19 protein-coding genes and 1 tRNA gene are annotated in these 22,034 nt (G+C 46.5%); 18 read left to right on the forward strand and 2 right to left on the reverse strand.

Annotation, left to right across the window (positions count from 1 at the left end):
* From Q8N16_00410 to Q8N16_00490, 17 genes are all read left to right on the forward strand, one after another.
* Positions 1-496: hypothetical protein (locus tag Q8N16_00410; GenBank protein MDP3093212.1), on the forward strand; the 496-nt coding region annotated here is incomplete at its 5' end.
* 31 nt (positions 497-527) lie between these two features.
* Positions 528-2,324 carry a hypothetical protein gene (locus tag Q8N16_00415; protein ID MDP3093213.1) on the forward strand — a complete coding sequence of 599 codons (1,797 nt, stop codon included), beginning with the start codon at positions 528-530 and terminating at the stop codon, positions 2,322-2,324.
* A gap of 252 nt (positions 2,325-2,576) precedes the next feature.
* A tRNA-Trp gene (locus Q8N16_00420) sits at positions 2,577-2,652 on the forward strand.
* Positions 2,653-3,163: 511 nt separating this feature from the next.
* On the forward strand, positions 3,164-4,360 hold the full coding sequence (locus Q8N16_00425) for a CRISPR-associated protein Csx3 (GenBank protein MDP3093214.1): 1,197 nt from the start codon (positions 3,164-3,166) through the stop codon (positions 4,358-4,360).
* 494 nt (positions 4,361-4,854) lie between these two features.
* Positions 4,855-5,982 carry a hypothetical protein gene (locus Q8N16_00430; GenBank protein MDP3093215.1) on the forward strand — a complete coding sequence of 376 codons (1,128 nt, stop codon included), beginning with the start codon at positions 4,855-4,857 and terminating at the stop codon, positions 5,980-5,982.
* Positions 5,983-6,530: 548 nt separating this feature from the next.
* Complete coding sequence (locus Q8N16_00435; protein ID MDP3093216.1) at positions 6,531-7,448, forward strand: FAD-dependent oxidoreductase; 918 nt, start codon at positions 6,531-6,533, stop codon at positions 7,446-7,448.
* The gene (locus Q8N16_00440) at positions 7,448-8,518 is read left to right on the forward strand and encodes a hypothetical protein (GenBank protein ID MDP3093217.1); all 1,071 of its coding nucleotides are present in this window, start codon (positions 7,448-7,450) and stop codon (positions 8,516-8,518) included. Before Q8N16_00435 ends, Q8N16_00440 begins: the two co-directional genes overlap by 1 nt.
* A 44-nt stretch (positions 8,519-8,562) precedes the next feature.
* Positions 8,563-9,897 (forward strand): aspartate--tRNA(Asn) ligase, encoded by a 1,335-nt coding sequence (gene aspS / locus Q8N16_00445; GenBank protein ID MDP3093218.1) that lies wholly within the window; start codon positions 8,563-8,565, stop codon positions 9,895-9,897.
* Positions 9,894-10,814 carry a serine hydrolase gene (locus Q8N16_00450; protein ID MDP3093219.1) on the forward strand — a complete coding sequence of 307 codons (921 nt, stop codon included), beginning with the start codon at positions 9,894-9,896 and terminating at the stop codon, positions 10,812-10,814. Before aspS ends, Q8N16_00450 begins: the two co-directional genes overlap by 4 nt.
* Before the next feature lies 1 nt (position 10,815).
* Entirely contained in the window at positions 10,816-11,883 is a 1,068-nt protein-coding gene (locus tag Q8N16_00455) for a hypothetical protein (protein ID MDP3093220.1), read from the forward strand.
* Positions 11,884-11,895: 12 nt separating this feature from the next.
* On the forward strand, positions 11,896-13,335 hold the full coding sequence (locus Q8N16_00460; GenBank protein ID MDP3093221.1) for a hypothetical protein: 1,440 nt from the start codon (positions 11,896-11,898) through the stop codon (positions 13,333-13,335).
* 479 nt (positions 13,336-13,814) lie between these two features.
* Entirely contained in the window at positions 13,815-15,326 is a 1,512-nt protein-coding gene (murD, locus tag Q8N16_00465) for a UDP-N-acetylmuramoyl-L-alanine--D-glutamate ligase (GenBank protein ID MDP3093222.1), read from the forward strand.
* Positions 15,323-16,456, forward strand: coding sequence for an FtsW/RodA/SpoVE family cell cycle protein (locus tag Q8N16_00470; GenBank protein ID MDP3093223.1), 1,134 nt, complete (start codon positions 15,323-15,325; stop codon positions 16,454-16,456). Before murD ends, Q8N16_00470 begins: the two co-directional genes overlap by 4 nt.
* A complete protein-coding gene (locus Q8N16_00475; protein ID MDP3093224.1) occupies positions 16,453-17,637 on the forward strand; it encodes a UDP-N-acetylglucosamine--N-acetylmuramyl-(pentapeptide) pyrophosphoryl-undecaprenol N-acetylglucosamine transferase in 1,185 nt (394 codons plus the stop codon). Before Q8N16_00470 ends, Q8N16_00475 begins: the two co-directional genes overlap by 4 nt.
* A gap of 12 nt (positions 17,638-17,649) precedes the next feature.
* Positions 17,650-19,227: a glutamate--tRNA ligase gene (gene gltX / locus Q8N16_00480; GenBank protein MDP3093225.1), complete on the forward strand. Its 1,578-nt coding sequence runs from the start codon at positions 17,650-17,652 to the stop codon at positions 19,225-19,227.
* A gap of 311 nt (positions 19,228-19,538) precedes the next feature.
* A complete protein-coding gene (locus Q8N16_00485; GenBank protein MDP3093226.1) occupies positions 19,539-19,970 on the forward strand; it encodes a hypothetical protein in 432 nt (143 codons plus the stop codon).
* Between the two features lie 120 nt (positions 19,971-20,090).
* On the forward strand, positions 20,091-21,047 hold the full coding sequence (locus Q8N16_00490) for a tyrosine-type recombinase/integrase (protein ID MDP3093227.1): 957 nt from the start codon (positions 20,091-20,093) through the stop codon (positions 21,045-21,047).
* Positions 21,048-21,052: 5 nt separating this feature from the next.
* On the opposite strand, the gene Q8N16_00495 is transcribed toward Q8N16_00490, so the two are convergent.
* Positions 21,053-21,352 (reverse strand): hypothetical protein, encoded by a 300-nt coding sequence (locus Q8N16_00495; GenBank protein MDP3093228.1) that lies wholly within the window; start codon positions 21,350-21,352, stop codon positions 21,053-21,055.
* Positions 21,353-21,355: 3 nt separating this feature from the next.
* Positions 21,356-21,541 carry a hypothetical protein gene (locus Q8N16_00500; GenBank protein MDP3093229.1) on the reverse strand — a complete coding sequence of 62 codons (186 nt, stop codon included), beginning with the start codon at positions 21,539-21,541 and terminating at the stop codon, positions 21,356-21,358.
* A 199-nt stretch (positions 21,542-21,740) separates the two neighbouring features.
* Here Q8N16_00500 and Q8N16_00505 point away from each other — a divergent pair, with 199 nt between their 5' ends.
* Positions 21,741-22,025: a 50S ribosomal protein L27 gene (locus tag Q8N16_00505; protein MDP3093230.1), complete on the forward strand. Its 285-nt coding sequence runs from the start codon at positions 21,741-21,743 to the stop codon at positions 22,023-22,025.
* Positions 22,026-22,034 lie beyond the last annotated feature (9 nt).

Raw genomic sequence — 22,034 nt, forward strand, 5'->3', positions numbered from 1 at the left:
CCCATACAACACCGCGGCCACTCTGTCCTGGACCGTGACCAACGCTACTTCCTGCAATGCTTCCGGCGATTGGTCGGGAGCAAAATCTGCTGCCGGGGGCTTTGAATCAACAGGCAACCTCACCAGCTCAAAGACTTACAACATTACCTGCACCGGACCAGGCGGAACTGCTTCTGATTCGGTCGGAGCCACTGTTCAGATTTTGCCGCCGACTGTCGATATCAAAGCCAATAACCTTAATGGCCCGATTACCATCAGCTATAACACTTCAGCTCTTTTGAGCTGGACAACGACAAATAATCCGACTAGCTGCGTGGCTTCAGGAAGTTGGTTTGGCTCAAAATCAGTGCCTACAGGCTCAGAATCCACTGGCAACTTAACCGCAACCCAAAACAATTACGTTCTTACCTGCAGCAATACTGCCGGCTCCCATTCAGACAGCGTCCTGGTCCAGGTTCTCTACTGCTTGGCCGCGCCGCCCGGTCCTCCACTCTAAAATCTTGAAATAACAAATTAAACATAAAACCATGAACAAAAAAACTTTATCAATTTTCTGGGTTCTGTTGTCAGTCCTTGGTGCAGGCATTGTTTTGCTTCCAACGGAAGCTAAGGCAGAGACAAGGTTCAATATGATGGCAGGCGACTACGAACTCCTGAAAATGAAGAACGAGACTCAAGGAACTGCCAGTTGGACGGACCCGGTTTCGGCCAATGCCGGAGACTATGTCAGGTTTAACGTTTATTACCACTGCGGCACCGATGGCCCTAATATCCCTTCCCAAAAGGCCCAGAATACGACTGTCCGTCTTACTTTTCCGGTACCAGCCCAAACAACTATTTCCACGAGCGCCCAGATTTCTTCTGCCAATGTCAGCGGCGCCAGCGACACTGGAGTTGTCAACGCTTCCTCGGCCCAGAGGCTCGTCTTTGACGGCACGGCCAAGTGGTACAGGGACAATAACCAGACTGTCAGCGACCTGACGGTAACCCAGGGAGCAGATTATGCTGAAGTCAACCTCGGCGAGCTCACCTGCGATTCTCTCAACTGCTTTACCAATGCCGGTTATGTCATTTTCCGGGGAAGATTATCGACGACTCTGCCTCCAACGGTTGACCTGAAAGCCAATGGCATGGACGGTTCCATCTCGATTAACTACAATACTGCCGCCACTCTGTCCTGGACTTCAACCAATGCCACTTCCTGCTATGCCACTGACACTGCCTGGCAGGGCAATAAATCCACGTCTGGCTCTGAATCAACCGGAAATTTACTGTCCGCAAGAACCTATATTATTACCTGCGCCGGCGCCGGGGGAACTGCTTCAGACAGCGTTACTGTTTTGGTCAATTCGCCCCAGCAAGCGCTCTATGCGGCTTTAGAAGCGATTCCCAACACCGGAAACGCTCCTTTAAACGGAGTTGACTTGAGAGCAACGGTCACCGGCACGGCTACGGGAACGATTAATTATAAGTTTGACTGCACTTCAGACGGCACCTGGGACCACACTTTTTACGGCATCAGCGATAACCCGAAAACCGTAGTTGACGCCTGCAATTACCAGAATCAGGGAAGCTATGTCGCCAAAGTCAGGGTCGAGCGGGGAACAGCCAATCCGGCTGAAGCGACGGCAGTAGTTGTCGTCGGCTCCGTGTCCCAGGACGTTAATATTGTCAAATTAGCGAGGAATTTGAGCGATAACACCGGCTTTGCCGAAGAGGCGACCTCTGATCCCGGCGAAGTGATTGAGTTTAGGATTCTTGTCACTTCAACTTCTGGCAGCCAGATTTCCAATTTAACCGTTAAGGATACCTTGCCCGAAAAAATGAGCTATTATGGAGGCTTAAAGATTGACGGCGCCGAGGTTTCCGGGAATGTCTTGACAGGGTTGGACATCGGCAGCCTTAACCCTCAGCAAACAAAGACGGTCATCTTCCAAGCGGTGGTGGCCAATGCTTCAAATTTTTCTTATGGAACGACCGAGCTGGTCAATACCGCCTTGGTTTACAACACCAGCGTTGCCAGGACCGACACCGCTAAAGTTCAGGTGACAAAGACCGAAGTCAAGGGAGCGACCGACGTTCCCACCGGCATTCTCGATTCGGCCAAGCTTTCTTTATTGCTCTCTGGTTTAGCCACTCTTTTGCTGACCTACTTTCTGCTCTTGAGATTTTATGTCAGCAAGAAAGCCTATGCTTGGGGAATCAACGACGTTTTGGAATCGGCCAAAGAGAAGGTGAGGCAATCTTTGCCCAAAGAACCGGCTCAAAAGAGCGAGGAAAGACTGGCAAAAATGATCGAGAAGATAAGAGAAAAGGAAAAATAAGAGATTTTCTCCAATAGAATGGAGGACAAGAGTCCCGCTTCCAGCGGGATTTTTGTCTGTTTATGCCCTTGACAAAATAGAAACATAGTGTATAATAGAAGATGTAGAAAACAGAATATCGCTTTGGCGAAACTTGGGAGAGAGCGCTAAAGCGAATTATTAGAAATCTGATTTATAATAATTAACCGCAGAAACGGCTCTCCCATAGAGAGTCGTTTCTGTTTTTTTCCCCATCCCTCTCTTTGAAAACGTGGGCCTGTAGCTTAACAGGCAGAGCGCTCGGCTCCAAACCGAGAGGTTGCAGGTTAAAGTCCTGCCAGACCCGCCATGAGCCCCGGCCTGCAAGTAATAATTGCAGGCGACGAGGAGACCGGATTCCGAACGCCTTTGGCGTGGGTCGGTCCGCCAACTCGAGACAGGACTCGAGCGGGCTCACCAACAATTCCGGGCGCCGCAGAAAAACTTTTGCGGCACCCGATAAATTGTTTGATTCGGCTTTTCTTTCAAGCCCGCGCAAAAACGAGTTTGAAAGAGAAGCTGTAGTTCTTTGAAAAAATATCCAAAGGATTCAAGCGAGGAGATAAACACATATCGCCAGATGCGGCCAAGAAATTTATCGCCGCAAAAAAGTCCAAAGATTAAATATCTTATAGACATATCTCTTCGCTTGAGCTCTTTGAGAAAACAGTCAAGTTTATTTATTGGACATGCGATGTCCTATAACTTGCGGAAGGTAACTTGGAGAGAAAGTTTTTGTCTCCAGCTTGCCTTTCGCAAGAATGGTACAGTGAGGACTTGGCGGGGTGAAAGGCCTGCCAAAAAACAAAGGAGGTGGAATAATGGCCACCAATAAGTTCGTTGTCGCCGGCCCTCCCCATAGCGGCAAGTCCGTTTTCTTGGCGGGTTTATGTGAGAACCTTCCAAGGGACTCCCGCTACCTGTTCCGGGCTTGCCCGGACGGAGAGGGAACCTGGCTCCAAAACCACTACGATCGCCCCGACGTGGTGGCTCTGCGCCGCAAGGGGCAGTTCATCAAGGAGATGGTGGATTGGTACAGTCGGTCTTTGGCCGATTGTGTCATGGCCCCCATTATTCTGGTGGACATTGGCGGCAGGCCTTCGGAGGAGAACCGCCGTATTCTTTCCGAGGGTCAAGTGAATTACGGCATCATTCTTGCCGGTGATCTCGAAAGAGTTCCCGAATGGGAAACTTTCCTTGAGAGCTGCGGAGTGACGGTCATTGCCGTCGTCCGTAGCGATTACACCGGTGAGGCGGATTCCATCCAGCGGCATTTGCCCCGGTTGGAGGGATCAGTTCACTTTTTGGAGCGGGGCGATGTCACAGTTTCGACACGGCCGGTAATTCAGGCCGTGGCGGAATTGATTCTTGGGCTGGTGGCCAGCCCATCCGAAAAGAAGGAGGAAAAAATGGCTACTATCGTTATCTCCGCCCTTGCGGCGGAAATTGGCAAGGTCGAAGTGGAGCGCACCTTGCCGAATGGCGTCGTTGTACGCCAGATCGTTTGGGAGGGCAGCGACCTCCCGGCGATCGCTGGCCTGCTCCACAACCAGTCAGCCGAAATGGCCGACCCCGTGGACATTGATGGGGCCGCTCCTGCTTGGTTGACCGCGGCACTCGCGCATGAGTGCCACCCGCGCTCGGTGCGACTAAATAGCCCAGATGGCTTCATTGCCGTGGGCTGCCGTCGGCCTAAGGGCGAGGGCGCTGGGTGCGGTTGGACTCGCATCGAGATCGGTACGGCCGGTGACGGTCGCAAGCTGATCAAGGTCGAGTTTCAGCTTGACCCCAGTATTCCGTTAGCCCCAGCCGCGCTGGGGACGATTACTCCGCCTGAAGTTGAAATGGCGGATGTGGTCGTGTTGTCGGGCCGTGGCCCGAACTGGCTGACTGCCAGTATTGCCATGGCCTATCACGGTCGCGCTGCCGCGGTTGCCTGTTGGCAGCCGGGAACCGGCGCTACCATCGCCTGGACTCACGTCCAGGACGTGCCGCTCGGGCACGTTTTCCATATCTAATCTAGACCGAGATGTCTGGCACAAGGCAGTAAGTTCGCCAAAAGCGAACACGGCTCCTCCGGCAGTTTAGCGGGAGGACTGCGATAAGCAGTTGCTCGTAGTTGTTAGAAGCCCCGAAACGAGCGTGAAAAACTAGGGGATTAAAAGTTGTTCTTCCCGGCCTTTCCCATCCTCAAAAATAAAGTTTAAGAGGAGCGATCTAATGATCGTAAGGGAAGCGGTAAATTTACCGTATCGGAAGGGAAGCCGCGACTAACGCGGTTGTTGAGATATCTACTTCTCCTATAATCCCGATACTCAACGTAAAAACCACGGGGCTGAGGAGATAGCACTTTATTGGCGGAATTATTTCCGTAATTATTCAAGGCGCGACCCTTGCTGTCGCGCCCTCATCCGAACTCATTACTTTAGAGTAGTGGGTTGAGACGAGGAATTAAGTTCGTTGAAAATTAAATAATTTCACAATATTCATATGGTTCGAAAGGAGGTAGGAAATGTCTCAAGTTTTAGAAATTGTCCGTTGGAATACGGACAGAGGATTTGGGTTTATTCGTATTAACGGGCAAGATTATTTTCTGCACGTTACGGCGATAGAACCCCGCCAGCCGCGCGGCGTGGATCTCCGCGGTCAAAAAATAGAGATTCATAAGATCGTGGTAGACGATCGCGGTCCAAAAATCACCTCGGCCACTTTGTGGTCAGAGGTGAAATCCGCACGGGCGAGGGATTTTTCGCTCTCTCACCATGAATGGTGGCCGTTTTCCGAGGTCATCCAAGCGGATATCGTCGATCAGGATCCGACTAGTTGGGATGTGCGCGCCAGCACGGTTTTTGAGCGAGAGTATGAAGCGCTTAAAAAACGTGCAGATGGCTTTGTGTGTTTTGGTTTAACCACCGATCTTAGCTTTGCGCATACGCGTGAATGCTTTGATGGTGGTCGGCGTCCCCCGGAGTTGTGCGATTTCGTGGAGCGGCTGGCTCGTCATGTTGAGATTTTTGAAAAACACGGCGCATTGATTTTCAAGGCAGCGCAGCTCGCTGAGGAAATAGGGCCAGCCGTTATCAATCGTGGCGTGAGCATTTCCCGCGATCTGGATTTGGGGGTTAGTGAAGAAAAATTACTTCAGAGAGCGGTCGCTGAGCCAGCGGAACGTCGCGAACGCACGGAAAAATTGGCTCGATTGCGCGAAAAGTATTCTTGGTTGTTGGAGGAAGATCCTTCCGACAGCGAGATGCTTCGTCGTGTAATCAACCATTTTTCTATCCTTGCTCGGCCTGATGAAGTTGTGCCGTATTGCGACATATACGGACGACAAGGATGGTCCTGCTGGAAGAAATTACCATTTCCGGTAAAGGATGCTTGGGAGAATGATGTGGAAGTGGATTCCGTCATGATCCCGATTTCCCTTGTTATTGTGGATGCCAGCCAGGGGATAGTGGTCGGTTTTCATAACGAGGATGAGCGCCAAGAGCTTCTTCAAAAGGAAATGACATTCCTTGTTCCTCAGAACCAGGAAGAGTATGAAGAAGTTTTATGGCTGCTTCAGGTGGTAGGGGTATATGATGTCAATGATTTCCGGAATACGCCAGTCCTTATGGCGTTGTATCCGGTAAACGACTGATTCCTCGGCGTTTCAAATACCTTCTGGACCATAGCGTACTAGCCCAAGACATCCTAAATCTTGGGAAGGAAGCGTGCAGAAAAGAAGGTTATAAAAGTAGAGAAGCGATTTTCTAACAAAATAAGGACGGCCCGGTAGCCCCAAACTACCGAATTAACTGGTAACGGTTAATTAACCAATTTTGGTTGGAGAACGCCTTTGAAGAAATCGATATCTACATCAAAAGTTGCAGTTCTGCTGCAACAAGGGGTGGTGAAGCGCACTTCACCCCTTTTTCTGAATCCATTACTTGAAAATAATAGATTCAGAAAAGGGAAAAGTTTTAAAAATATTATCTTGGAAGCGGCTCCGGCCCGTCCTTAGTCAATTACCGCAACCCAGCACTTTTAGTGCCGGGGGAAATCTCTCTCCTCTGCGGTGATCGTATTGGACCGACCGGAACCATTCCCCGGATAACTATTCCGAAAAGAGTTCTGCGCCAGCAGGGCTTTTTTGGTTTGTTTAAACTTGTTTTTATCGGTATAATATATCAAATAACAGCAAGAATTATGGTTTACGATTTGATTATTATCGGCGGGGGGCCGGCTGGGATCACGGCCGGGATTTATGGAGCAAGAAAGGTGTTAAAAACTTTGTTATTGACCAAGGATTTTGTCGGCCAGATCGGCAGGACAGATTCCATTGAGAACTATCCGGGGTTTTTGGAAATCGGCGGCATTGACCTGTCAAAAAAATTCAGGGAACACCTGAAAAAGTTTTCTATTGAAATTAAAGAGGGAAGCGAAGTTAAATCGCTTTCAAAACCCGACCGCGTTTTTAAAGTAGAAACAACCAAGGGAGAAGCTTTTGAAGCCAAGACTGTGGTTGTCGCTTCTGGGAGAAATCCGAGGCCCTTGAAGGTACCCGGAGAGCAGAGGCTTGAAGGGAGAGGAGTGTCTTTTTGCGGCACTTGCGACGCCCCGTTTTTTAAGGGAAAAACCGTGGCAGTTGTCGGCGGGGGCAACGCGGCCCTGGAAACGGTTTTGGACCTTTTGCCTTTTGCCACAGAAATCTATGTCTTAGAAATCAGCTCTCGTTTGGCTGCCGACGAAATCAACCAGCAAAGAGTCGGGGAATCAGGAAAAGCGGAAATCATTTTGAGAGCGCAAGTTCTTGAAATCAAAGGGGAGAATGCGGTAGAAAAGCTGGTTTACCGCGACTTAACCAATAATCAAGAGAAGGAGCTGACGGCGCAGGGGGTTTTCATTGAAATCGGCTCTTTGCCTGCCACGGATTTTCTAAAAGATCTGGTTGACTTTAACAAGGCGGGCGAGATTGCTATTGATCCTTTGACTTGCGCGACAAAAACACCCGGGCTTTTTGCCGCCGGCGACGTCACCGATATCAAGTATAAACAGATAGTGGTCGCGGCCGGCGAAGGGGCCAAAGCCGCTCTTTCCGCCTATAATTATCTTCAGAATCCATAATGATGAAGTTTCAGGGAGCGAAAATCGAATCGGTCAAAGCAAGAACCATTCTTGATTCTCGGGGAGAGCCGACAGTTGAGGCGGAAATCCAGGTTTTAGGCATGAAAGTTTCAGCTTCTGTGCCTTCGGGAACTTCGGTGGGAAAATACGAAGCGCCGGTCCTTATTCCGGCAAAAGCGGTTTTAAAGATCAACAGCCTGGCAAAAGACATTTGCCGGATGGATTTTGCTTCTCAGGCGTGGTTTGACCTCTGGCTGAAAAGCCGTTCTGCTTTTGCCAATGTCACCCTGCCTTTGTCCATTGCTTTTAGCCGGATTTTCGAAACCTTGCCAAAACCCAAAAGCAAGAAACTTCCCCAATTGATGGTTTTGGCTTTTGAGGGCGGAGTCCACGGCGACTCCCGCTTAAAGATCCAGGAAATCTTGATGGTGGCAAAAACTGTCAGCCGGGCCAAAGCGCTTTACCAGGGACTCAAAAAGCTGTTGGAAAAAAAGGGGATTGACACCGACGTCGGCCTCGAAGGCGGGTTTTCTCCCAACGACATTTCCGATAGGCAGGCTTTGGAGATTCTGGCAGGATTCCTGGGGAAGAAAGCCAAGATCGGCCTGGATTTTGGCGGAGCCTATTTCAAGGGGCAGAAAGGGGAGCAGGAAGCTTTGCTAAAAGAGTTTTCTCTTTTTTCGGTTGAAGATCCTTTTGGCGAAGACGATTACCAGTTGTGGCAGGAGTTTTTTAAGAAATTTGCCGAAAAATACCTGATAGTCGGAGATGACCTGGTTGCGACCAATGTCAAGAGATTAAGAAAAGCTTTAAAACTGAAACTGATTAAGGCGGTTATCGTCAAGCCCAACCAGATCGGCACGATTTCGGAAACTCTGGATTTCGTCAAAGAAGCGAGGAAGGCGGGTTTGAAAATCATTGTTTCCCATAGGTCTGGAGAAACGAACGATCCTTTTATCAGCGATTTCGCCGTGGCGGTCAATGCCGATTTTGTTAAGTTCGGGGGCATGGCTCGGGGCGAGAGAATCGCCAAATACAATCGTCTGATCGAGTTGTCGACTGGAAAGTAAATCGGATACCTCTAAATATGATAAAATTAACAAGTAGCAAAAATATGCAAAGAACTCTTATTTCGGAAACGATTAACAGTATCGGCCAAAAAGTGAAAGTGGCAGGCTGGATCCAGGTTAAAAGAGACCATGGCAAAATGGTGTTTTGCGATTTATGGGATAGGAGCGGCGTTCTCCAGATCGTGGGAGGAGAAAACCTTTCCTCTTTAAAGCCGCAAGACGTGGTTGAAGTAACGGGCATAGTCAGAGAGCGTCCGGCAAAAGACGTTAACGAAAAAATCCCCACCGGTAAGATTGAGCTTGGCGTCGAAGAAGCAATAATGCTTTCTAAGGCGGCTGATCTCCCTTTTGACATGGGGCAGGAGAGTTTAAACGTTGATTTGCCGAACCTTCTTGACTGGCGGGCCTTGAGTTTGCGCCATCCGAAAGTCAAAGCGATTTTTAAGGTTCAAGAAACGATTATTCAGGCCTTTCGCGAGGTTTTAAAACAAGACGGTTTTACCGAGATTCAGGCGCCGACGATTGTGCCGACTGTCACCGAGGGGGGAGCCGAAGTCTTTAAAGTCAAGTATTTCGACAAAGACGCTTTTTTGGGCCAGTCACCGCAATTGTACAAACAAATTATGGTCGGCGCATTTGAAAGAGTCTTTACTTTAGCCCATGCTTATCGGGCCGAGCCGTCGGTAACCACGCGCCACTTGACCGAGTATCTAAGTTTAGACGCGGAAATGGGCTTTGTCGACTCGTTCGCAGAGATTATGGAGGAAGTGGAAAGGGTGGTAAGGCATATTTTTCAAAAACTGAATAAAGAAAGAAGCGAGGAATTAAAACTTTTTGGGGCGTCAATGCCGCAGCTACCAGCCAAAATCCCTTGCTTGAAAATGCGCGAGGCCCAGCAAATTATTTTTGAAAGAACCGGTCGCGACAACCGTCGAGAGCCGGACTTAGAGCCAGAAGATGAAAAAGAAATCTGCCGCTATGCCCTTGAAAAATACGGCTCAGAGCTGATTTTTATCACCCATTACCCGACTAAAAAGAGGCCGTTTTACACCTACCCTGACCCAAAAGACCCGGAATACACCTGCAGTTTTGATCTTTTGGGCCGGGGCCTGGAGTGGGTGACTGGCGGGCAAAGAATCAATGATCATCAGACGCTTTTAGAGAACACTAAAAAGTGGGGCAATGATCCCGCAGATTTTGAGCTTTATTTGCAGGCCTTTAAATTCGGCATGCCGCCTGAGGGCGGATTCGCCCTAGGGGCCGAAAGGATTACTATGCAGGTTTTGGGCCTGAATAATATTCGGGAAGCGGCGCTTTTCCCGCGCGACATGGAAAGAATTGACCAAAGGTTATCGGTTTTAAGAAAAGCAAAAAAATGAAAGGACTTAATTTTTTTACAATCGGTTTGGGTTTCAGCCTGATTTTCACTCTTATTGTCAACGGCGCCGAAAGCGAGTTGGAAGTTTTTTTAATGAATAACGTTTATTTCCCCCAGACTGTTTTCCTGGCCCAGGCGCCAGGAGACATACTTGCGAAAAAAACTTCTTTTGATCCTGGCATTGAAGCTAAAAGCGCCCTGGTCGTCAAGATTGACGATAACGGCCGGCAAACGGTTCTTTTTGACAAGAATTCCGGCCAGAAGCTGCAGATCGCTTCTTTGACCAAATTAATGACAGCTCTCGTTTCTTTGGAAACCCAGCCGCTTTCAGAAAAGATCGAGATCACTCCGGAGATAGTTTCCCAGGAAGGTGAAAGCAGTTTGAAAATAGGGGAGAAGATTGCCGTCAAAGAGCTCATGAAAATGGCCATAGTTGAGTCGAGCAACGATGCTGCCGACGCCTTGGCCGAAATTTACGGCCGGGAGAACTTTGTCAATTTGATGAATTTCAAGGCAAAAGAAATAGGATTGAGATCAACCAATTTTTCGACCCCGACCGGCCTCGAAGCCTACAATAATTTTTCTACGGCAAGGGACGTCGCCAATCTGACAATTTTCATCTTAAAAAAATACCCCCTGATTTTGAATATTTCCGCCCAGGCCTCAATTATCATTTTGAGCGAGAATGAAGAGGTTCACCATCGGGCTTTCAATACCAACGAGTTGCTGACGTCGTTTGAGGAAATCGCAGATCTTGAGATTGTCGGCGGCAAGACCGGCTATACCGATGAATCCGGAGGCTGTATTATTCTGGTTTTGAGGGACGGCGACAATTATTTTGTCAACGTCATTCTCGGAGCCGGTTCCAGGGAAACTCGCTTTTCTGAAATGAAAAAGTTAATCGAGGCTTTCAACTGAAATGAGATTTTCCGGTCTTTCTTTCGACGTCATCAAAATTCTGGCTCTGGGGACTTTTGCCTTTATTTTCGCTTTTTTGCTGGCTGGCCCTTTAATCAAATTTCTGTATAAACACAGGATGTGGCGTAAAGAGGTGAGAACCAAGGCGATTGACGGAGGCGACGTTCCTTTTTTCCAAAAGTTTCATGCCGACGGGGAAGTCCGCACCCCTAGATTCGGGGGAGCTCTGATTCCCCTGACTGCTGTTTTTCTCATTTTTATCTTCTTTATTCTTTCTCAGATTACCGACATTGAGATCTTTGACAAATTCAATTTCTTGAGCCGCAGCCAAACCTGGCTGCCATTATTCGCCCTGGTCGCTGCTTCCTTGCTCGGATTGGCTGATGACTTGCTTCAGGTTTACGGAAAAGGCAAATACATCGGCGGCGGCTTGAGCTTGTTTTACCGTTTGGCAACCGTGTTTTTAATCGGTTTAATCGGTGCCTGGTGGTTTTACTTTAAGCTTAACTGGCACACTTTGCACATTCCTGGGCTTGGGAATCTTGAAATTGATGGCCTCTACCTGCCGCTTTTCGTGGTGACGATGATGGCGGTTTATTCGGGCGGGGTCATTGACGGCTTGGACGGCCTTTCGGGCGGGGTTTTTGCCACGATTTTCGCCAGTTTTACCACCATTGCCCTTTTTCAGCACCAAACCGATTTGGCCGCTTTTTTGACCGTGATTTTAGGCGGCCTGATGGCTTTTCTCTGGTACAATATTCCGCCCGCCAAGTTTTATATGGGAGAAACCGGCATTTTGGGCTTGACCGCCACTCTGACCGTGGTTGCTTTTTTGACGGATTCGGTTTTGGTCTTGCCCCTGATCGCTTTTGTTTTGGTGATTGAGTCAGGCTCGGTGATCTTGCAGCTTTTATCAAAAAAGTTTAGGAAAAAGAAATTATTCTTGGCTTCGCCTTTGCACTATCATTTTGAAGCTCGGGGCTGGCCGGCCCACCAGGTGACGATGAGGTTTTGGGTCATTTCCATGGTGGCGGCCATGATCGGCGTGATTATCAGATTGTTCGGTTAATGTTTCGAAGACATGGAACTCGAAACTCTTAGAGAGAAATATCCTAGGTTTGTCTACGAAAGCTTTTCGTGGCAGGTTATCAATGGAAACTTGCGGATTTCTTTTGCCTTTTCCGCCAAAGGCGGATCCGCCTCTGGCGGAGAAGTTCCTCCAGACATGAATTTTCGGCCGGAGCTGACAATTATAAACGTTGACAAAGCAAAAGTTAAAAATCTGGGGCGGGGGACTATAGATACCCTTGTTTTTAATTTGGGTCTGATAGAAGCTTTTTCTTACTGGAAGGCAACTTGCTCCCCGGAAATTGCGGTTAAATGCGGTTTTCTAAACAACGAGCAGATTCGCTGGTGGCAGAACTTGCTGATTAAGGGCATGGGGCAGTATTTTTACGAAAACAGAATTGATTTTCAGGCAAAGGATTTTGTTGCTATTAAAACTATTCTTTCGGGACCAAAAAAGCCTCATAAAAATTTCACGAACGTAAAAAATATGCGGGGATTAAAAAATCGATTTTTGGTGCCTTTGGGCGGAGGCAAGGATTCGATCGTCACCCTGGAAATTTTAAAGAAAGCAGGGAAAGAAACCAATTGTTTTTCTTTGAATCCCAATCGAGCGATAAAAAAGGTTATGAAAACGGCCGGCTGCAAGGATCCCGTAATTGTTCTCCGGAAAATTGATCCAAAATTGTTGGAATTGAACCGCCAAGGCTTTTTAAACGGCCATACGCCCTTTTCCGCCTTGCTGGCGTTTTTGAGCGTTTTTGCGGCCGTCATCTTTGACTATAAATATATCGCTTTTTCCAACGAGAGGTCTGCCAATGAAGGCAATGTTAGATATCTGGGCTGGGAAATAAACCACCAGTATTCAAAAAGTTTTGAGTTTGAGCAGAAATTCAGGAAATATTGCCAAAAATATCTCGTCAGGGGCGCGGAATATTTCAGCTTTTTAAGGCCTCTTTACGAATTGCAGATCGCCAAGATGTTTTCCGATTATCCAAAGTATTTCAAATCATTTTTAAGTTGTAATCAGGCTATTGCCACTAAATCCGGGACCAAAGAACCCATTAACAAATGGTGCGGCCAATGCGCCAAATGCTTGTCTGTTTTCGCTTCGCTTTATCCGTTTGTGAAGAAAAAAGAACTAATTGAAATCTTTAAACGGGATTTATTTCTAAGAACAGATCTTTTGCAAATAATGAAAGAATTGGTAGGGGAGAGCGATTTTAAGCCTTTTGAGTGCGTTGGCACCAAAAAGGAAAACATCGCCGCTTTTTATCTGAGTTTGAAAAAAGCAAGGCAAGCCGAAGAAGCGCCATTTTTATTGGCTTATTTTAGGAATAAAATATCATCCCGGTATTTTAATCTGGAGTCCGAATCAAAAGAAATGTTGAGATCTTGGGATGACGAGAATAACCTGCCGGCTGACTTGACAAGATTAGTAAAATGTGATATATAAAAGGCGGTGAGAAGGATAATGATTCAGTTCATTGTCCAACTCCCAAATCCTTGACAGAAAGGAGGTGAAAAAAATGAGTAAGGCGTTAGTGCTTGCTCTCGCTGCGATAGGGCTCTTAGTAGTCCTGCACGGCGAGACTCGGCGCAAGTTACTTGAGTTCATCAAGTAAATTCGTCGAAACAGGGGAGGGGCCAATGGCTCTAAACCTGTTATGCAAGCAGTTTCTTGCGCCCCTCCCCAAATTTCTCCTTTCTATAAAACAGACCAAAACGGGAAGCATCTTCAAGCTTCCCGTTTTATATTAAAGATAGTCATTTTCGACTTTATAAGGCCGTTTTTTTATGGTATTTTGAATTATTATGATAGATAAAAACTTTCTTAGTAAAAATGGTGTTTGCCCCGCACATAATTTCGCAAGAAAGGCGACGGCGGCAGCCTCTCCACAGGAAAGGCCTATTCGGCCCCGGCTGTCGCAAATGATGAACAAAGACATACTGAAAGACAACAATAGATTATTAGAACTTCGGCGAAATTTATGCGGGGCGAGGATTGTGATCCTCGGATTTGCCAGAGAGGGGATTGATACCCTGCGGTTTTTGCGAAAGCTTTTTCCAGAAAAAATTCTTGGCATTACTGATCGCTTAAACTTAGAAGAATTTCCCGACAAAACTCAAAAGTTTCTATATCATCTTTTTCACGGCCGTGAAAAAAAGAAGATAAGAGAAAGATTATATTTAGGAGAAAATTACCTCAAGGCGTTGAAAGATTATGACGTTATTATTAAGTCTCCCGGCATTCCGCTAAAAACTATCAAGCCATTTTTAAACAAGGGCCAGATCGTAACCTCGCAGACAGAAATCTTTTTTGACAATTGCCCCGGTGAAATCATTGGCATTACCGGCACCAAGGGCAAAAGCACGACCGCAAGTTTGATATACGAGGTTTTAAAGAAAGGAGGGTTAAAAGCGCACTTGGTCGGCAACATTGGTGAGCCGGTTTTATCGCATTTATTTAAGGCAAAACCGGACGATGTCTTTGTTTATGAGTTATCCAGCCACCAGCTTTCAAATCTAAAGAAATCTCCCCATATTTCCGTATTTTTAAACATTTATCCCGAACACCTGGATTATTACAAGGATTTTAAGGAATACCTAAGAGCAAAGCAGAATATCTGCCGTTATCAAACAAAAAGCGACCTCTTCCTTTATAATCCCGAAAATAAATACGTTAGGCAGACCGTCAAAATCAGTCAGGCGCGGAAAATCGCTTTAAATCCCCAAAAAGCCAAGATCTTTCTAGAAAAACGTGGGAGGTCCGACCTCCCGCCAAAGCTTTTGGGTGACTTCAATTTTTTGAATATGGCGGCGGCCATTGAAACCGGCCGTATTTTTGGCGTGCCCGACCAGAAAATTGCCGAGGCGATCCAAAAATTTAAGCCCCTGCCGCACCGTTTGGAGTTGGTAGGGGAATACCGGGGGATCAAGTTTTACAACGATTCTTTGGCGACTATTCCGGAGGCAACCATAGCCGCCCTAGACGCTTTGGGAAAGGATGTTGAAACCATATTTCTTGGAGGCTTTGACAGGGGCTTGGATTTTAAGAGGCTGGCAAAAATAATTTTAAAGAGCCGGCTGAAAAACTTGGTCTTTTTTCCCACAACCGGCAAACGGATTTGGCGGGAAATCGGGAAACTGAACAGGGAAAACCGCTTTTTCCACTGTCTTTTTACTGACCCCGCAAGAAACTATGATAACAAAATGGCCGATTTAGTTTATAATGAAAAAAGCAAAGGAAAAAGAATATTTTCTCCCAAAAGAGTTTCTAACGGGGCAGGTAAAATGAAAGCAGCAGTGGAATTGGCTTTTAAACATACGAAAAAGGGGAAGATCTGTCTTCTTTCCTGCGCTTCTCCGAGCTTTGGCCTATTCAAAGACTATCGGGAAAGAGGAGATCTTTTTAAAAAGTACATAAAAGAGCTGGAAAGAAAATGAAAGGCTTCAAGAAACCAGATTACATTTTGCTCTTGGCCAGCTTGACCTTGCTGCTGCTAGGGATTTTGATTTTATCCAGCGTTTCGGCGGTTTTCTCAATGGAGAACTTCGGCGAGCCCGATTACTTGTTGAAGCATCAGCTGCTTTACGGGTTGCTGCCGGGAATGGCTTTCGGGCTGGCTGCTTTTCTGATTCCTCTTGAAGTTATAAAGAAAGTTTGTTTCTGGCTTTTTTTTGCCAATCTTCTTTTTTTAGGCCTTCTGGTTTCCTCAAAAATAGGATTGAACCTGTTCGGCGCCTCGCGCTGGCTGAAGATCGGGCCGGTTGTTTTCCAGCCGTCAGAATTCTTGAAACTCAGCCTCATTCTTTATCTCAGCGCCTGGTTCTCGAGCCAAGATTTTTCCCTGAAAACCTATGCCAAATCAAGATTTTTTAGCAGATTAAAACCGTTGGTTCCTTTTCTGATGATTATCGGCGTCATCACCGCCTTGTTGGCCCTTCAGCCTGATATCGGCACTCTCGGGGTGATTGTTCTCATCGGGGCGGCTATATTCTTTGTTTCGGGAACTCCTTTTTGGCAGAATCTTTCGATCTGGACTTTTGGGCTGGGGATCCTGGCTCTCTTAGTAAAACTTGCCCCTTACCGTTTGAACCGCTGGCTAGTCTTCATAAATCCCGATTTTGACCCCATGGGCCGGGGCTATCAGCTGAAACAGGCGTTGATCGCCATCGGTTCCGGCGGCGTTCTTGGGCTTGGTTTGGGAATGTCTCGCCAGAAATTCGGCTTTCTGCCGCAGACTATCGGCGACGCCATCTTTCCCGTTTTTGCCGAGGAAGCCGGCTTTCTGGGAGCGGTTGTCCTAATCCTGGTTTTTTTGGTTTTTCTCTGGCAAGGTTTTAGGATCAGCCGGCGGTCTAAGGACGCTTTTTCCCGGCTGGCCGGAGCCGGCATCTCTTTTTGGATCGGTTTCCAGGCATTGATAAACATTTGCTCGATGACCGGTCTTTTTCCTTTAACCGGAGTCCCACTGCCTTTCATCAGCTACGGCGGCTCTCATTTGACCGCAGAGCTGATCGGTTTGGGGATATTATTAAATATTTCAAAAAAGCCATATCAACAAAACCCATGAAAATCGTCCTTACTGGCGGGGGATCGGGCGGCCACATCTTTCCCTTGATCGCCGTCGTCAGAGAGATAAAAAGTCTTTATCTGCAAAAAAGGCTTGAAGAAAGCTTGAATGTTTTCGGCGAGGCAAAAGGCCGGGCTAAGTACCAGGAGAGCCTGGAATTCCGTTATTTGGGACCGCGTGATGATTTTAGCCTGATTTTGCTGGCCCAAGAAGGGGTGAGAACCAAGGAGATTGCTGCCGGCAAATTGAGGCGTTACCTCGACTGGCAGAGTTTTCTCGATAATCTGGTCGATATTTTCCTGAGAACGCCCTTGGGAATTATGCAGTCGTTTTTTGATCTTTTCTTTTTTGCTCCGGATTTGATTTTCAGCAAGGGCGGATACGGTTCTTTCCCGGTAGTCGTTGCTGGCTGGTTTTTGGGAATTCCCATTTTTCTGCACGACTCAGACGTCGATCCCGGCCTGGCCAACCAGCTGCTGGCGAAGTTTGCCAAAAAGATTCTGGTTTCTTTTCCGAAGACGGAGAGATTTCCTCCTTCAAAAATGATTTTGACCGGCAACCCAGTCAGAAAAGAATTGCTCTACGGCAATCCTTTAGAAGCAAAAGAAGTCCTGAACATTGCTGGGGGAAAACCGGTTATCATAATCATCGGAGGCTCTCAGGGGGCCCAGCGCATCAATGATTTGATCTTGGCCATTTTGCCGAATATGCTTAAGTATTTTGAGATTCTGCACCAAATTGGCGAGAAAAACTTCGTAAAAACCAGGGCCGAAGCCGTCGTCACCGTTCCTAAAGGCAGGGAAAAATATTACCATCCGTTCCCGTTTTTACGCGAAGAGGACTACAAACAGGCCTTGTCGATTTGCGATTTGATAGTCGCCAGGGCCGGCGGCGGCACTATTTTTGAGATCGCCGCTGCCGGAAAACCCTCGATTCTGATTCCTTATCCGGAGGCCGCCCAGGGACATCAGCTGAAGAACGCCTACAGCTTTGCCGCGGGCGGAGCCACGGTCATTATGGAAGAAGCCAACCTCACCCCGAATTTCTTCCTGGAAAAACTCAAGAATCTGTTTTCCCGTCCCGGAGAGCTCGAGAAAATGGCTAAGGCTTCAAGGAATTTTGCTAAGCCGGAAGCCGCCAGAGACATCGCCTCGATCATTTTTAATTTCCTAAAAATGTGATAGTTTAAAGAGATGACAACCTTAGATCCCAGCCAAAAAGAAAAAGTGGTCCGCACCAGGTTTGCGCCGTCTCCAACGGGCTTCTTGCAGCTTGGGAATTTAAGAACAGCTTTATTTACCTATCTTTTTGCGAAAAGCAGCAACGGAGTTTTTATCTTAAGAATTGAAGATACGGATCCGGAACGATCAAAAGCAGAATACGAGAAAGCAATTTTTGAAACTTTAAGATGGACGGGTTTGCTATGGGACGAAGGACCCGAGATTGGCGGGCCTTACGGGCCTTATCGCCAGAGTGAAAAACTCGATGTTTATGAAAAATATTTGAGGCAACTTTTGGACGAGGGCAAAGCATTTTACTGTTTTTGCTCTGAAGACGAGCTTGAAACTTATCGCCAGTACCAGTTGAGCCAGGGCCAGCCCGCGGTCTATTCCGGAAAATGCCGGGACATACCTTTGTCGGAAGCCCAAAAAAGGTTTCTTGAGGGAGAAAAAGCGATTATCCGTTTTAAGAATCTGATTTCAGAGCCCGTAGTTTTTGACGATATGATTCGCGGCAGAACAGAATTTGATCCCCATTTAATCGGCGATTTTTCCATTGCCCGCGACCTTCGTTCTCCGCTTTATAATTTTTCTTGCGTCATCGACGATTTTGACACAAAAATTACCCACGTTGTCAGAGGCGAAGATCATATTTCCAACACTCCCAAGCAAATTATGATTCAAGTAGCTTTGGGGTTTCCCAGACTCAAATACGCCCATTTGCCGATGATTTTAGCTTCTGACCGGTCAAAATTAAGCAAACGCCACGGCGCCGTGCCGGCTTTGGAATATAGAGACGAAGGATACTTGCCAGAGACTCTGATTAATTTCCTGGCGCTTTTGGGCTGGCATCCGGAAGACGAAAGAGAGATATTTTCTTTAAAGAGCCTGGCCAAGGAGTTTTCTCTCGAGAGAGTCCAGAAGTCAGGGGCGATTTTCAACCAGCAGCGCCTTGATTGGCTTAATGGTTTTTATCTGCGGAACTTGAGTCTGAAAAACCTGACAGAAAAATGCCTGCCTTATTTGATCAGCGCTAATTTTCTTAAGGTCGCCGAGGAATCCGTTCCGGCCCAGTTAATTCCCGTTCCGACGGAAGAACGCTGGAGGGAAAGGAGGTATGAGGTGATACAAACAGGAGAAACGGTTGATTTTGACCACGTCGCAAAAGCAATCAGCCTTTATCAGCAGCGCTTAAAAAAGCTGTCAGAAATCATAGAGTTAGCCGACTTCTTTTTTAAAGAAAAGATTGTTTTTCCAGCAGACCTTATAAGGTGGAAGGGAATGATCGATAGGGAAGTCAAAGAGTCTTTGGAAAGACTGGAGAAGATTCTTGAGAAAATAAAACCGGAGGATTGGCAGAAAGAAAATCTGGAAGCAATTCTTTTGCCGGAAGCAGAGAAAACAGGGGATAGGGGAAAGCTGTTATGGCCGCTGCGAGTTGCTCTTACGGGCAAACAGGCTTCGGCCGGTCCATTTGAAGTGGCGGCGGTTCTAGGAAAAGACAAAACTCTTAAAAGAATCAGGGAGGCCAGGAAAGTCACATCCCCGTAGGAAAACGCAGGGGTTTTCGTGGAATGGCAAACCCCGTAGCAATTCCGCCAATAGCCAACGAGGATATTCTGACTGAAAGGCGGTAGCCGCCTATCGGCTTAGGCCAGTCAATTTTCAACGCCTCGATGATGAATTGCTACGGGGCAAAAGAGTAAAATATTTTCGTCCAAAAACCCCTTAATAGTCTTTTTACCTTAGCCATATAATATTCCGTAGCTTAAATCGATTAACCACGGAAAATATTTAATTTCCTACGGGGTATTATAGGCGGAGTATATTATAGTTTATTGTTATTTTTCACTTACAAAACTATGGTAAAGCGCTTGATCGTCTTCTTAGCCATTTTTGGCCTCATCTTGGCTCCGGTTTCCAATACTCTGGCCGAAGAGCCGGAACCCATGTTTTCCGGCCCTCCAGAGAGCCTGGAAGACGTCAAAACGATGTTCTCAAGGGCCCTGGGAGTATTCCCGGCTGGCGTCAAGGCGGCTTTTGATTGGGCCAAATCCTTTTGGCGGCAGCTTTTTCAGAAGCTGAGGTCCTGGTGGGAAGCCAATTTAGCGGACAAGTTTCTTGCCTGGGCTAAGTCCATCTGGCAGAAGACTAAGGAACTGTTCTTTAAAAGAGGGGCTATTTTCAAAGAAGAGTTCGGCAAAGAAAAAACTGAAATGGAGGAGGATATAAAAAAAGAGATTCCTAAATGGTGGGAAAAATTCTGGGAAAAGTTTAAGGAAATAATCAAATAATCCTCTAAAAAAGCGTCAGAAGGCTGATAGGGGCTTGACTGAGGGTTATTATCTCAGTTATTATTAAATCAAGAGGTATTCGCACAATTGAAGTTAAGAGAATACTAATATACTATGGGGATGGAACAGAGTCAAAAACCTATTTTAGATTATTTCCAAGATTTCTTGGATTGGCTAGAAATTGAGAAAGGTTTATCTTCTAAATCTCAAGAAAACTACGCAAGATTTATCAAGAGATTTTTTGAATGGTTGAAGAAAAATAACTTAGAAAAACTGAAACCGCACGATTTAACCTCCGAACACATCTGGAAGTACAGAGTTTTTTTGTCTAGGCAGTTCTTACCAAAATCCAAGCTACCCTTGAAGAAATCTACCCAAAACTATTACCTTATAGCCCTGCGGTCTTTATTAAAGTATTTTGCTGACCGTGACATTGCTTCTCTGCCGACAGAAAAGATAAAATTAGCTAAAGATAAAGGTGAACGGCTGGTAAAGTTTTTGACCAAGGAGCAGTTAGAGAGATTGTTCTCTTGCCCGGATATTACGACTCCTCAGGGCTTGCGCGATCGGGCGATCATTGAATCGTTCTTTTCTACAGGAATGCGGATTGCCGAGCTGGTAGCGCTCAACCGAGAACAAATTAAATTCAATACCGGCGAGAAAGAACTGGAAATTGTAATCGTTGGAAAAGGTAACCGTCCAAGAACTGTTTATTTTTCTCACAGAGCCCTCGATTGGCTTAAGAAGTATTTGGATAGTCGCCAGGACAAAGAAAAGGCGTTATTCGTGCGTTTTGCCGGCAAGAAAGACGCTCCCTTAAGATTGACCCCCAGATATATTGAGAAATCAGTTAAGAGGTATTCGATAGCGGCGGGCATTCCCCCATCAACTACTCCCCATGTTTTGCGTCACAGCTTCGCGACAGATTTACTTAACAAAGGAGTAGATTTAAGAATAATACAAGAATTTCTAGGGCATAAAAGCATTACCGCTACCCAGATTTATGCGCACGTCACTTCTAAGAGATTAAGAGAGATCCATGAAAAATTCCACAGCGGTAATGAATTAAAATCTTAATATTTCTATGATCCCATTTTTTCTAAGATGCTATTAATCCTTTGTTTTTCCGCTTCGACTAACTCGCCCCCGTATTCACCCGAATGCCTTGTCTGACCTTTGTAAGAAGGCTTTTTTTGATCGAGGTGCAAATTAAGGCTTAAGTTATTTCCTTTTTCTCTAAGATAAAGATGAAATCTTGGGTAATCTCTGGCCAAAGGTCTTACAAAGTTAAATTCGTCGTCAGTCCCCTTCAAAAGCCTATAGCCTAAAATCCTGGCCAAATTAGCAACATTCTCTTTAGGTTTTTGGCAGCTGAACCTCATATTTTATGATGAAAACGGCGGAATATTCAAGTAACTTTTGTTATATTCCACCCTAATCGGCTCTTTTTCTTGGTATTTGGCGATCAAGAAGCCCGCAGTAAAAGAAAATAGAGAGATCAAAGCGACCATGCCCGCAAGCAAGATTTCATTTAGATGGTCTTTGACAAAACCTTTAAATTTTGCTAGCATAATTATATTGATTTTTAATGGTGGCTACCCCGCACCAATTTTACAGAAATAATTTTAGCAGTCCGCTTCGCCTCTAAGGGATGGGGCTATTCGCCCCACGCGGACTGCGAAGAAAAAATCTTTTTTGTTTGTTGCAGGTTTTTATCTATAAGGTCTTCTAGATGGTAAAATTGTTACGGGGTTGCCATCTTTTTCAAAGATGGCAAAAACCAAATCAGGAGGCTCATCAAGGCTGGGAAGATCTTCTCGGCCCAAATATTTAGGCATTAAAGTCAACAACAACCAGAGCGTTAGGCCGGGGATGGTTATTGTTAGGCAAAGAGGAACCAGTTTTAAGGCCGGCGAGAATGTCAAGCGCGGCGGCGACGATACCCTTTACGCTCACAAGGCGGGAGTGGTTAAGTTTGTATCAAAGAAAGTCACAAAGTTTGACGGTTCCCGTAAACTGATCAAGGTTGTCAGCGTCGTCGATCAAAAAAAGTAAGCCCCGCCC

It is taken from the genome of bacterium, from assembly GCA_030693425.1.
Classification (GTDB): domain Bacteria; phylum Patescibacteriota; class Minisyncoccia; order Minisyncoccales; family GWA2-46-15; genus GWA2-46-15.